This is a genomic window from Nocardia transvalensis NBRC 15921, assembly GCF_000308875.1.
GTDB classification, from domain to species: Bacteria; Actinomycetota; Actinomycetes; order Mycobacteriales; family Mycobacteriaceae; genus Nocardia; species Nocardia transvalensis.
Map to the genome: position 1 here is coordinate 42,752 of NZ_BAGL01000032.1, position 12,639 is coordinate 55,390.

13 protein-coding genes are annotated in these 12,639 nt (G+C 70.0%); 5 read left to right on the forward strand and 8 right to left on the reverse strand.

The genetic code is table 11. The features are described 5' to 3' along the window. Window positions 1-308 precede the first annotated feature (308 nt). A complete protein-coding gene (locus ON41_RS10015; protein WP_246461711.1) occupies window positions 309-842 on the forward strand; it encodes a hypothetical protein in 534 nt (177 codons plus the stop codon). A 2-nt stretch (window positions 843-844) separates the two neighbouring features. Here the strand turns inward: ON41_RS10015 and ON41_RS10020 are convergent, their stop codons facing one another. Beyond that, window positions 845-1,192 carry a hypothetical protein gene (locus tag ON41_RS10020; protein ID WP_040747098.1) on the reverse strand — a complete coding sequence of 116 codons (348 nt, stop codon included), beginning with the start codon at window positions 1,190-1,192 and terminating at the stop codon, window positions 845-847. A 438-nt stretch (window positions 1,193-1,630) separates the two neighbouring features. On the opposite strand from ON41_RS10020, the gene ON41_RS10025 reads away from it, so the two are divergent. The 3 genes from ON41_RS10025 to ON41_RS10035 all read left to right on the forward strand — a co-directional run bounded on the left by ON41_RS10025 (window position 1,631) and on the right by ON41_RS10035 (window position 3,557). Further along, a complete protein-coding gene (locus tag ON41_RS10025) occupies window positions 1,631-2,053 on the forward strand; it encodes a pyridoxamine 5'-phosphate oxidase family protein (RefSeq protein ID WP_040747099.1) in 423 nt (140 codons plus the stop codon). Window positions 2,054-2,139: 86 nt separating this feature from the next. Then, window positions 2,140-2,865, forward strand: a complete 726-nt coding sequence (locus tag ON41_RS10030) for a FadR/GntR family transcriptional regulator (protein WP_040747101.1) — start codon at window positions 2,140-2,142, stop codon at window positions 2,863-2,865. Further along, on the forward strand, window positions 2,862-3,557 hold the full coding sequence (locus ON41_RS10035) for a sterol desaturase family protein (RefSeq protein WP_051161187.1): 696 nt from the start codon (window positions 2,862-2,864) through the stop codon (window positions 3,555-3,557). The genes ON41_RS10030 and ON41_RS10035 overlap by 4 nt, the downstream gene beginning before the upstream one ends. A gap of 12 nt (window positions 3,558-3,569) precedes the next feature. Here the strand turns inward: ON41_RS10035 and ON41_RS10040 are convergent, their stop codons facing one another. The 5 genes from ON41_RS10040 to ON41_RS10060 form a co-directional block, all read right to left on the reverse strand. Then, entirely contained in the window at window positions 3,570-4,523 is a 954-nt protein-coding gene (locus tag ON41_RS10040; protein WP_040747243.1) for a D-isomer specific 2-hydroxyacid dehydrogenase family protein, read from the reverse strand. After that, entirely contained in the window at window positions 4,516-5,484 is a 969-nt protein-coding gene (ligD, locus tag ON41_RS10045; protein ID WP_444543675.1) for a non-homologous end-joining DNA ligase, read from the reverse strand. Before ligD ends, ON41_RS10040 begins: the two co-directional genes overlap by 8 nt. 84 nt (window positions 5,485-5,568) lie before the next feature. Beyond that, window positions 5,569-6,261, reverse strand: coding sequence for a DUF4097 family beta strand repeat-containing protein (locus ON41_RS10050; protein ID WP_246461710.1), 693 nt, complete (start codon window positions 6,259-6,261; stop codon window positions 5,569-5,571). A gap of 69 nt (window positions 6,262-6,330) precedes the next feature. Then, window positions 6,331-8,406: a RecQ family ATP-dependent DNA helicase gene (locus ON41_RS10055; protein WP_246829493.1), complete on the reverse strand. Its 2,076-nt coding sequence runs from the start codon at window positions 8,404-8,406 to the stop codon at window positions 6,331-6,333. A gap of 39 nt (window positions 8,407-8,445) precedes the next feature. Next, window positions 8,446-9,345, reverse strand: a complete 900-nt coding sequence (locus ON41_RS10060; RefSeq protein WP_040747106.1) for an alpha/beta fold hydrolase — start codon at window positions 9,343-9,345, stop codon at window positions 8,446-8,448. Between the two features lie 126 nt (window positions 9,346-9,471). On the opposite strand from ON41_RS10060, the gene ON41_RS10065 reads away from it, so the two are divergent. After that, window positions 9,472-9,954 carry a membrane protein gene (locus ON41_RS10065; protein ID WP_040747108.1) on the forward strand — a complete coding sequence of 161 codons (483 nt, stop codon included), beginning with the start codon at window positions 9,472-9,474 and terminating at the stop codon, window positions 9,952-9,954. An 815-nt stretch (window positions 9,955-10,769) separates the two neighbouring features. Here ON41_RS10065 and lipP1 read toward each other — a convergent pair. After that, window positions 10,770-11,732: a LipP1 family hormone-sensitive lipase gene (gene lipP1 / locus ON41_RS10070; RefSeq protein ID WP_040747109.1), complete on the reverse strand. Its 963-nt coding sequence runs from the start codon at window positions 11,730-11,732 to the stop codon at window positions 10,770-10,772. Window positions 11,733-11,744: 12 nt separating this feature from the next. After that, window positions 11,745-12,494, reverse strand: coding sequence for an SDR family NAD(P)-dependent oxidoreductase (locus tag ON41_RS10075; protein ID WP_040747247.1), 750 nt, complete (start codon window positions 12,492-12,494; stop codon window positions 11,745-11,747). Between the last annotated feature and the right edge of the window lie 145 nt (window positions 12,495-12,639).

Sequence of the window (12,639 nt, forward strand, 5' to 3'; positions counted from 1 at the left end):
CAAAGGTTTCGGGGCACCCGGCGCCGGATGTCCGAAAGCTGAACGCTTGAGATATACCGTGGTGAACCGTGCCGCGCAACCGCGCGCCGCTCGCCCGATGGTCACCGCAGGGCCACCGAAAGGGCAGTGGGAGGGCCGGGGGAATCACGCATGCTGGACAGTGCACCCGGCGCCGCAGGAGATGTCCCCTTCGCAGATTGCGGCGCGCCGGATCCGGCGCGGTCCGCCCTTGCCGCGCCGGGCTCGCGGTCCGGCGCTCGCGGGCGGCGCTGGGTGCGCCCTCGTTCGCTGTATGGAGGTACACGGCGATGTACGCCCCACAACGGGACGGTGTCGACAGGCCGTCCGCCGGGACCGCGGTCGCGCATCGCCCCGACCGGCGCACGAGCGCCGACCGCCGGTGGTCCGACGGGCCCGCCCCGCTGCTACCCGACTGGCACGAGCTCCTGGCCGCGTTCCTCGGCCACATCGGCGATCAGCCCGGCGATCATCCGGTCACCCGCTGGGCTCGCGCCCTCGCCGAACTGCACCTGGAACGTCGTGACGATCCGCCGCACACGGCCGAGATCGACCGCCGCCGTGGCGAACTCGTGGCACGCATCGACGGCTGGGTGGCCACGCACACCGTCTCCCGGCCGTCCGCCGGATCGCTGGGCGCCGCCGTCGACGCCATGGCCGCCGCCCAGGTCCGCGCCGCCCACCTGCTGCGCAGCGTCGAGAGCGTGAGCGACGAGCGCGTTCACTCCGCGTGGTTCCTGCTGGCGTCGCTGGCCGACGGCTGGACCGACCTGGTGCAGCAGCGGACCGGGGTGCGGTGGTCGAGGCCCGCCCACGACGGGTGAGGTCAGCGCCGCCGCCGGCGCCGGGGCCGATCGGCGGGTGTCTCCGGGCCGTGCTGGAGGGCCAGATCCAGCGTGGTGTTCCCGGCATCGCGGATGAGGGTGTCGAGGTCGTCGAGTACCTCCACCATCGTGGCGCGGGCGGCCTGCAGCTCCTCGGGCGTACTGAGTTCCCGATCGAAAACCGCACGGACCGAATGTAATTGCAGCCCGATGTCGAACAGGTGGCGGACCAGGCGATCGTTGGACTCGGGGATCGACCGGGGTGTCTCCGGCATGGTGAGTTCGCTGTCGAAGGCGAGTTGCCGCGACGCCGCAGGGGCGGAGGACGCGGACTGCGCGACTGCGGGCATGGGTGACCTTCCGGGATCGGAACGAGGTCCCCAGCCGCGCTACAGGACTCGGGAGAAGTTGCTTGCAGCAGTGTAGCCGACCCGGCGCTCGCTACGCCGTCGCCGTTGCGGCGCAGCGTGATTGCCGACGGGGGGTGGCCGGCGCCTGGAGATGATACCGTTCCGGTGCCGTCGACTGCCGATTCCCGGCTCGGCCCACCCGCGCCGACGCGGACACCGCGGATCCTCGAACAGGGGATCCACCACTTTTTGACACTTCTCCGTTTGACCGAGTGCGATTACGGGAACGCCGATAGGACCCTGATGCACACGTTTCACGACAAGTGGGGCACGCAGCGAATGACCAGCCGAGCCGAGGATCAACCGCGGCAGCAACGGACGTCGGACCGGCCCACACCACCCCTGCGCGATGGTGAGCGTGGACGGATAATCGACGGTATGGGCGCTCCCGCGCAGCAGGTGCCGCGCGACCTGACGACCGCCGAATCGCTGCGGTTGCTGTCGCGCGTGCGCTTCGGACGCATCGTCTTCGCCCGGTACGCGCTGCCGACCATTCGCCCGGTCAACCACATCGTCGACGACGAGGCGATCGTCATCCACGCCAACCGCGGCGCCGCCATGAGCCCGGATCGACAGGTGGTCGCCTACGAGGCCGACACCATCGACGAGCACACCCACCGCGGCTGGTGCGTCATCGTCACCGGCACCGCGGAGGTGGTCACCGATCCGGGCGAGGTCGAGCGGTACCGCGGCCTGCTTCACCCGTGGCTTCCCGGCCCGCGCGACCACATCGTCCGCATCGAGCCCGACATCATCACCGGCGTCGAATTCGTCGACCCCGAGGAGCGGGACGGGCTGTAATCCACGTCGAAGGGCCTCGTCGGAGAGGTGTGATCGCGCTGGTCTGACCACTTGACCTCTTACCGTGAGAGTTCTATCGTCGGCCTATGGCTTTCCAGCGGATCGACCGGCGGACCGTTCCCGATACCGTGTTCGACCAGCTCGTCGACGAGGTACTCGACGGTGAGCTGGCGCCGGGTGCGGCGCTGCCAGCGGAGCGGCGGCTCGCGGAGGTGCTCGGCGTCTCGCGGCCGACCGTGCGGGAGGCGCTCCAGCGGCTGGCGCACACCGGGCTGGTGGAGGTCCGCCAGGGCGGGGCGACGACGGTCCGCGACTTCCGGCGGTCGGCGGGCGTGGACATGCTGCCGCGGCTGATCCTGCGCAAGGGCGAACTCGACCACGGGGTGATCCGCAGCATCCTGGAGACGCGCCTGTCGATGGGGCGGGAGGTCGCCGGATTCGCGGCCGAACGGTCCGGCGCGGATCTCGCGCCGCTGCTGCGGGAATCGGTGGAAGTCCTTGCCGCCCGGCGGGATCCGGTGGATCAGCAGCGGGCGGCGCTCGACTTCTGGGACCACGTGGTCGACGGCGCGGATTCCATCGTGTTCCGGCTGCTGTTCAACAACCTGCGCGCGGTCTACGAGCCCGCCATGCCGGCGCTGACGCTGGTGATGGGCGCCGAGGTGAGCCGGATCGACTGCTACCGCACCCTCACCGAGGCCGTCGCGGCCGGTGACGGCGCCGCTGCCCGGGAGGCCGCACACGAGCTGCTGGCCTCGGCCACAACGGAATTCGACGCGGTGATGCGTCGGCTCGAGGAGGAACGGCCATGACCGTGAACGACCGGACGGAAGCGGAGGGCGCGCGCGACCGCGGGCGACGCCGGGAGGTGACGCTGGGCTCGGCATTCCGGGTGTTCGCCCGCCGCCCGTCGCCGTGGATCATCGCGGGCATGCTGGCCGTGGCGCTGGGAGCCCGGCTGGCGGTGGGGGATTGGCAGCTCACCGACGCCCTCGTGCCGGTCGTGATGCTGGCGTTCTTCCCGCTCGTGGAGTGGATGATTCACGTCTTCGTCCTGCACTGGCGTCCGCGCCGGCTGGGGCCGATCACCGTGGATTCGCTGCTGGCGCGCAAACACCGCGAGCACCACGCCGATCCGCGCGACGTGCCGCTGGTGTTCATTCCCTGGCAGACCTTCCTCTGGCTGCTTCCCGTCCTGGTCGTCGTTGCGGCGCTGGCCTTTCCGCGCATCGGCCTGGGCCTGACGTTCCTCACGGTGGTCGGCGCGCTCGGGCTGAACTACGAGTGGACCCACTACCTGATCCACACCGACTACCAGCCGCGCGGCCGGATCTTCAAGGCGGTCCGGCGCAATCACCGCCTGCACCACTTCAAGAACGAGCACTACTGGTTCACCGTGACCAGCTCCGGCACCGCCGACCGCGTCCTGCACACCTACCCGGATCCGGGCGCGATCACCAATTCGCCGACCGTCAAGGCGCTGCACGCGGGCGGCGTCGCCTGAGCCCCTGGGCGCTCAATATCCGGCGACGACGTCGATGCGCGCGAGCGGGTCGCGGCCGGAGACGAACCGGGCGACATTCTCGCGGACCCGGTCGGCGAAGGCCGCGTTGCGCAGGTGCGGCGGATTCGAATCGTGCGGCGTGACAACGGCGTTCGGCAGATCCCACAGCGGATGGCCGTCCGGCAGCGGCTCCGGATCGGTGACATCGAGAGCCGCGCCGCCGATGACGCCGTCGCGCAGCGCCTGCACCAGGGCGTCGGTGTCGATCAGGCTGCCGCGCGCGACATTGACCACCCAGGACGTCGGCTTCAAGTGGGCCAGTTCGGCCTTGCCGACCAGGTGACGGGTCTCCGGCGTGGCGGGGGCGGCCACGACCACGTGATCGGTGCGCGGCCACACCTCCGGAAGCCGATGCGCCGGAACGGTTTCCACGACACCGGGCAGCGAAACCGGGGTGCCGGAGCGATTCACGGCGATCACCCGCGCCCCGAACGGGTGCAGCAGCGCGATCAGCTCCCTGCCGATACCGCCCGCGCCGACGACCGCCACCGTGGCGCCGCGCAGCGTACCGATATGCGGGAAGAACTCGCGCTGCCGCCAGCTGCGGGCGAGCACGTGTTCGGGCAGGTAGCGCACGCCGGACAGCAGCATCATGAGCGCGTGCTCGGCCACGCTGCGTGCGAAAGCGCCTGCGGCGGAGGTGAACACCACGCCGGGATGGTTCCGGAAGACGTCGGTGTCGAACCACTCCTCGACGCCCGCCGAGAACAGCTGCACCCATTCGATGCCGTCGGGGAGCCGCTGCGGGAAGCCCGCCGGATCGCCGTCCCAGACCAGCGCCCGCGCCGCGCCCAGTTCCGTCACGGTTCCGCCGCCCGCCGTGATCGCCCGCTCCAGCAGCGGCGTCGAGTGCGGGCCGAGGGCGATCGGGACGGACCGGGGCACCGCGGGTTCTCCTTCAGGCATCGGGGGCATCCTCGTCCAGATCGACCTCGACCTCGTCGCGGTCGGCCCATTCCAGGAGGCGGGTGAGATCGAAGACCGCGTCGTCGATGCCGGCGTGCAGGTCGCCGAGTTTCGCGTAGCGGTCGGGGACGGTGGCGATGGTGAAATCGCGGGGATCGATATCGGGGATCTCGTCCCAGTGCACCGGGGTGGAGACCGTGGCGGCGGGGACGCCGCGCACCGAGTAGGCCGCCGCGATCGTGTGGTCGCGGGCGTTCTGGTTGTAATCGATGAACAGCAGCTTCGGGTCGCGGTCGCGCCGCCACCACGTGGTGGTCACATCGTCGGGCATGCGGCGCTCGACCTCCTGGGCGAAGGCCAGGGCGGCGCGGCGCACGTCCCGGAAGCCCCACTCCGGCGCGATCCGCACGTAGATGTGTAATCCCTTGCCGCCGGAGGTCTTCGGCCAGCCCACCGCGCCCAGCTCGTCGAGCACCTCGCGCGCCACCCCGGCGACCCGCTGCACGCGCGACCAGGGGCAGTCGGGCATCGGGTCCAGGTCGATGCGCCACTCGTCGGGCTTCTCGGTGTCGAACCGGCGCGAGTTCCAGGGATGGAATTCGACGGTCGACATCTGGACCGCCCAGATCACATCGGCGAGTTCGGCGACGCACAACTCGTCGGCGGTGCGGCCGTAGCGGGGGAAGTAGACCCGCACGGTCGGGATCCACTCCGGCGCGCCCGCCGGCACGCGCTTCTGATGCACCTTGCCGCCGGGCAGCCCCTTCGGGAACCGGTGCAGCATGCACGGCCGGTCCCGCAGGGCGTTGACGATGCCGTCCCCGACGCTCAGGTAGTACTGCACCAGATCGAACTTGGTCGCCCCGGACTCGGGGAAGTACACCCGATCCGGATTGGAGATCCGTACCGTACGCTCCCCGACGCTCAACTCCACCGCCGGTGAGCCGGACTTACTGGCCACCCGTCCGACCATAGCCGGTGATCACCCGCCCGGGCACGCGCGACGCCACGACCGGCTCGCGGTGGCTGCCTGCGCCGCCGGGCGCTACACGGCCGTGGTGTGCCGGACGATGATGTTGCCGTAGGTGTTCCGCGCGAACACCCGCACGGTCTCCTCGCTCGCCGGCGTGCCGACCGGGTTCATGAGGTTCTGGACGGTGCCCTGCGCGGTGCTGGTCTCCATCCGCACGCCGCTGCCCGGGTGGATGCCGATCTCCAGCTCGCCCATGGAGGTCTCCACGCGCACGTCGCCGCGCGCGGCCTCGCCGATACGGATATCGCCCTTGGAGGTCTTGGCGTGCACCGAGCCGCGCGGGCGGTCGATCGAGATGTCACCGGCCGCGATCCGCAGATCGCAGTCGCCGAATTCGCCGGTGCCCACGAATCGGCCCACCCCGGCGGTGCCTTCCAGCCGAGAACCGGTGGGCACCTCGATGGTCACCTCGACCGACGGATTGCCGCCGAACGGGGTGTAGGTGCGCCAGTCCTTCGGCGTCTTCACGGTCAGGACGCCGGCCTCGACACCGACCTGGGTCTGCTCGGCGGCCCGCACATCGGCCTTCTTGGACGCGTCGGCCGGGCGGACCGCGACGACGGTATCGGTGCGGTCGGACGCGATCACGGCGACGGTGCCGGAGAGCACCTCGACGGTGACGGTGATCGGTTCCGGGGTCTCGAACGTGGACATGGCGTGCTCCTTCAGCGGGTCGGTGTGAGCGGCGGTCGCTGTGCCGTTCATGGGACCACCTTCGCGACCCCCGCTGATACCGGCCTGACACCGGTCTGACACGGCCGCCGTTTCCTCGTGTCAGGAGGGTGTGGCCAGGGCGAACGGGAGGACGGCCGGAGCGCCCGCCTGGCGGAGGGCGTGCGCGGCGAGGGTGAAGGTCCAGCCGGTGTCGGTGAGGGCGTCGACGAGCAGGATCGGGCCGTCGGCGGCGGTCAGATCCGGCGGCTCCCAGGAATCGAAGAGGGCGGCCACCCGATGCGCCGAGTTGGCGGCCGACACCGGGGGACGGTCGGGCCGGGTGCGCAGGATGCCGAGATCGGTCAGGCGGCCGATGGTGGCCAGGCGACCCGCCAGATCGGCGATCATCCGGGGATGGGTCGGCGATTCCAGCGCCATCACCCCGGTGGGCCGCTGCTCCCAATCCCATTCGCGCAGAACGGTGATGCAGGCGTTCACGATGTGGTCGGGGACGGGCTCGTCCGGCCCGTCGAGCAGGGTGCGCAGGCGCTTGCCCCAGGCCAGATCGCTGAGCCGGCCCAGCACCCGGCCCGTCCGCGGGCCGTCGCCGATCTTGCCGGACAGCGGGACGCCGAGCTTCGCCATACCCGTCGGCCATTGCTTGCGCGGGGCCAGATCGATACCGGGACGGTCCAGGCGCGCCCGGGTGGCGGTGAGTTCCTCGGAGCCGACCGAGGTGTCGGGCCGGATGCCCGTGCAGTTGTCGCACCGGCCGCAGCCGTTCTCGGCCAGGTCCGGATCGTCGAGCTGGCGGCGCAGGAAGTTCATCCGGCACTCGGTGGTCGACTGGTAGTCGATCATCGCCTGCTGTTCGGTCTCGCGCGCCACCGACAGCCGGTCGTAGCGTTCGGTGTCGTAGACCCACGGCTCGCCGGTGGCGATCCAGCCGCCGCGCACGCGTCGCACCGCGCCGTCCACATCGAGCACCTTCAGCACCATCTCCAGGCGCGACCGGTTCAGCTCCACCAGCGGCTCCAGCGCGGCCGTCGACTGCGCCCGGTCCGGATCGAGCACGTCCAGGACGGAACGGACGACATGCTCGCGCGGAAAGGCCACGGACGCGAAGTAACTCCAGATCCGGCGGTCCTCCGGGCCCGGCAGCAACAGCACCTCGGCGCGCTCGGTGCCGCGGCCCGCGCGACCCACCTGCTGGTAGTAGGCGATCGGGGACGAGGGCGCGCCCAGGTGGACGACGAAACCCAGATCGGGCTTGTCGAATCCCATACCCAGCGCGGACGTGGCGACCAGCGCCTTGACCTCGTTGTCCAGCAGGGCCTGCTCGAGCTGCTCGCGCTCGGCCGGATCCGTGCGGCCGGTGTACGCGGCGACGCGGTGGCCCCGCGTGGTGAGCAGGTCGGCGAGGTCGTGCGCGGCGGCGACGGTGAGCGTGTAGATGATCCCGGATCCGGGCAGCTCGTGCAGGCGGGTGCCCAGCCAGGCCGTGCGCTGCACCGCGTCCTCGATGCGCACGACCGACATGTGCAGCGACTCGCGGTCCAGCGTGCCGCGCAGGACCAGCGTGTCCGTGCCGATCTGGGTGGCGACGTCGGTGACCACCCGGTCGTTGGCGGTCGCAGTGGTGGCGAGCACCGGGACGTCGCTGCCGAGATCGGCGATCAGGGTGCGGATGCGGCGATAGTCGGGCCGGAAGTCGTGTCCCCAGTCGGAGACGCAGTGCGCCTCGTCGATCACGACCAGCCCCGCGTCGGCGGCCAGTTTGGGCAGGACCGAATCGCGGAAGTCCGGATTGTTCAACCGTTCCGGGCTCACCAGCAGCACGTCGACATCGCCCGCCGCGACCTGCGCGTGGATCTCGTCCCACTCGGTCACATTGCCGGAGTTGATGGTGGCGGCCACGACGCCCGCGCGCTGCGCCGCCGCCACCTGGTTACGCATCAGCGCCAGCAGGGGCGAGACGATCACCGTCGGGCCGCGCCCGTCCCGCCGCAGCAGTTTCGCGGCGATGAAGTACACCGCCGACTTACCCCACCCCGTGCGCTGCACGACCAGCGCCCGCCGCCGCCCCACCACCAGCGCCTCGATCGCCGTCCACTGGTCCTCCCGCAGCCGGGCTCCCGGCCCGGCCAGCTCCCGCAGCAGCTCCTCAGCAGATTCCCGCAGCCCGGTCCCAGTCACGGCCTCCATCGTGCCCCACACCCCCGACACCCGGCGGGTTCAGGCGGTGCGGCGGAGGGTTTCGGCGGCGAGGGACTCGAGGCGGGTGCGGACCAGGGCTGGGCGTTCCTCAGGGAGGAAATGGCCGCAGGCGGGGACATATTCGACGGTGTAGTCGTCGGCGTTGGCGGTCTCGGACGCGGCGAGGGAGTGGTGGATGGCGCCGTCGTCGGTGCCGAACAGGGCCCGGATCGGGACGGTGGCGCGGCGGGTCTCGGGGCGGCGGCGGGCGGGCAGCTCGCGCAGCAGGAAGGTGCGGTAGGTGTCGGTGGCGGCGCGGGCGACGGCCGGATCGCGGAAACGGTCGGTATAGGCGCGGACCACCTCGGGGCTGAATTCGGTGCGGTCGGTGACGCCCATCCGGAAGACGCGCTCGAGGAAGCGGGTGTGCCGCTGCAACGCCACCCCGGGCCCCGCCACCAGCGGCTGATACAGCAGGAACCGCCACAGGTGCGGCGCCATCGTGCGCGGCGTCTGCCACGGGTGCGCGATATTCATCGGCAGGTAGCCGTCGAACCGCCCGGGCTCGGCCAGCACCATCAGGAATCCGATGTAGCCGCCCCAGTCGTGCCCCGCGAGCAGCGCCCGCTCGACCCCGAGTTCGTCCAGCAGCGCCAGCAGGTCCCGGGCGACATCCTCCTTCGCCCAGCGGTGCGGCGGCGGCCCCGACCACCCGTACCCCGGCAGGTCCGGCGCGATGATCCGCAACCCCTCCGGCGGATCGGCGAGCAGGTGGCGATAGGTGTAGTGATGCTGCGGCCACCCGTGCAGCGCCACCACCGGACGCCCGTCCGCCGGACCCGCCTCGGTGACGTGGAATCGCACGCCGCGGGCGGTGACGAAGGATCGGCGGACACCGGGTAGGGCCGGGGGTTCGGAACTCGCGTGCGTCGCTGGCATACCCGATGCTAACCAGCGGCGACCCGCGAAAAGCCACGCCGCGAACGATTTCCGCCCGTGGTCGGACATTTTTCCGATTCAGGCAGGACAATGGATGCGGCAGAGACATCGAGGGAGGACGGGGCGATGCCGAACAAGTTCGAGTCACCGGCGGGATGGGCGCCGCCGGGGTCGCAGTTCCAGAGCCGAGGCATCGCCGGCAACACCGTGGGAGGCGTGCTGTTCGGCCTGCTGCTGACGCCGATCGGTATCGCCTTCGCGGCCAAAGGCGGCGCCGACATCCGCTACTGGGTGATCGTCGGCGCCGTCACCGACCGCTGGACGGCCGCCCTCGAGATCATCGGCGGTTCCCTGATCCTCCTGCTCGTGGTGGTGGCCGCCGCGTTCTCCCCGATCGGCACCGCCGTGGCCGGGCTGGTGTGGGGAATCCTGCCCGGCATCCTGCACCTCCTGTTCCCCGACGAGACCTTCGCCCTGATCGCGAACCTGACCTTCCTCAACTCCGAGATGCAGGTGGCCCTGCACGCCTGGGTCACCTACGGCTTCGCCCTCGTCTCCGGCTTCATGCTGCTGGGCGCGGGCATAGTGGGAACGCTGCGGAGACGTTAAAAAAGGGAGTGAGATCTGCATGGCGCTTACTCGAAAGTTGCTCGTAGGGGGCATCTTTCGGTGCGATACGATGTAGTCTCCTACATGGTCGGCCTGTTCCAGACCGATGGGACACATTCGGGCGATACCCGTGGTAAGGGCAGGCTGTCACTCGAGGTTGCCGTGCGTGACGCCGACTTGCTTCCGCGGCTACAGCGGCACATTCCTGTGCACTCGTACATCGGTACGCGGTCTCGACGGACGAACTTTGCCAATGAGTATGTAACCGAGTTCCTGCACGTCTATGCACGGGCCGCTCGTGTGGAGTACGTGGAGTTCTCGACGGCGATGGTTCGGTCGGTTTCACCGCCCGCGGGTATCCCTTCATCAGCCTGGTCACAGCCAGCCCATTCATCGCGCAACATTTCTGTGCTGAAGTGAATCGAATCTGTGGCATCACACGTTCGGCCCGACCTAACAAGCGAGATGGTGTCTTCAACGTTATGGTGGCGAGCGCACCGGCGGTGGAACTGGCACGGTGGTGTTATCCGCCCGGTTGCCTGGCCTTGCGGCGCAAGATCAGGGCGGCGCGTGCCATAAGCCGTTGGACAGCGCCCACAACACGATACGGCCATGCTAGAAAGCCGTGGACCGACGATCAGGATGCGATTGTCCTGTCGGATTGCTCGGTCGCGGAAGCGGCGGTCCTGCTGGGACGCACCGAGAAGAGCGCCGGTGCGAGGCGGTGGAGGCTCAGCAAGTTGTCGGATTGACCGTATGACGGTGGGGATCGAGGCGGTAAGGCGCACCTGAATAAGCTGCGGTGAGGTGTGGTTTCACCTGTCGTTCAATGCTTTACGGAGTGCCGCGAAGGCGGTGTCGTTGGCGCGGCGGGCGGTGGGGAGGTTGTCGGACATGGTCATGAAGCCGTGGAACATGTCGTCGTAGCGGTGGATCTCGGCGGCGACGCCCGCGGCGGCGAGATGGTGTGCGTATGCCTCGCCCTCGTCGCGTAGCGGGTCGTATTCGGCGGTGACGATGTGTGCGGGTGGCAGGCCCGACGGGTCGGCGAGCAAGGGCGCGGCGTGCGGGTCGGTGCTCGTGCCGTCGGGCAGATACTGCCGCCAGTACCAGCGCAGATGGTCGGCGGTGGTGAAGTAGCCGTGCGCGTTCTCCCGGTGGGACGGGGCGGAGCGGGTCGGGTCCAGCATGGGATACATCAAGAGCTGCATCGCGATTCGGGGTCCCGCGTGGTCTCGGGCGAGGAGCGCGGCGACGGTGGCGAGGTTGCCGCCCGCGCTGTCTCCGGCCACCGCTATCCGGGTGGGGTCGCCGCCGATCTCCTCGGCATGGGTGGCGATCCACCGGAGGACCGTGTCGGCGTCGATGACGGCGGCGGGGAAGGGATGCTCGGGTGCTCGCCGATAGTCGACCGAAATTACCAGTGCCCCAGTGGCATTGGCAATAGTGCGGCAGAACCGGTCGTGACTGTCGAGGCCGCAGATCACGAATCCGCCACCGTGACAGAACATCACGACCGGCAGCGGATCCGGGGTATCGGCCGGGCGGTAGACGCGCACCGGCACCGGTGGGTTCGTTCCGGAAGCCGCCGGGACAACGGATGAAGAGACGACAAGCGAATCCCACACCGCGGCAACGGGTATCGGGCCCAACGCAGGCGCGGAGCGGGCAGCCAGGAACCGGCGTGCCTCGGCGGCGTCGAGCACCTCGGTGCCCAGCTTCGGAAAGGCGGCGGTGGCCGCGTCCACCACGGCCCGGGTCTGCGGCGACATCGGCATCGAACGCTCCCGCTACCGCGCCATATCGGGAATGAACTTGCCCGCCGCCAGGCCGCCGTCGACCGCGATCTCCGCGCCGGTGATGTAGGCCGCGGCATCGGAGGCGAGGAAGGCGACGAGATCGGCGACCTCCGCCGGCAATCCGGTGCGCTGCAACGGCAGCGTCGGGAAACTCCCCGGCCCGGTGCTCAGGTGCGGGACCATCGGCGTGACGATCGGCCCCGGATGGACCGAGTTCACCCGAATTCCTCTGGGCCCCAAATCCATTGCCGCATGCTTGGTCAACCCGCGCAGCCCCCACTTCGACGTCCCGTAGGCGACGTGATTCGACAGCCCCTCCATCCCCGCCTGCGAGGAGATGTTCACGATCGATCCGCCGCCCGCCATGGCGTCGGCCACGGCCCGGATGCCACGAAAGGCCCCGACCAGATTGACGCTCAGCATCCGGTCCAACTCGTCGGGCTCGGTCTCCGTCAACGGCTTGGTCAGATAGATCGCCGCATTGTTCACCAGCACGTCCAGCGCGCCGAACTCCGTCAGCGCGACCGTCACGGCGGCATGCCAGTCGTCGCTCGACGTCACGTCGTGCCGCACGAAACGCGCCGCGTCGCCGAGGGTTTCGGCGAGTGCCCGCCCTTCGTCCGCCAGGACGTCGGTGAACACCACCCGTGCGCCCAGCCGGACGAACAGCTCCGCCTCGGCGGCGCCCTGCCCCCGTGCGGCCCCGGTGACGAGGGCGACCTTTCCGGTGAGGTCGGTCATGCGCATCTCCCTTCGGTGGTTCCCCGACCGCCATGGTTCGGGTGGCATCGCGGGAGGTCAGCCGGTAGTCCCGGTGGCCGGGACCGTTCGGTGCCGGTCGCGCCGGGCCGTCCTAGCGTCGGGGCACGGACACAGGCGAAGAGGG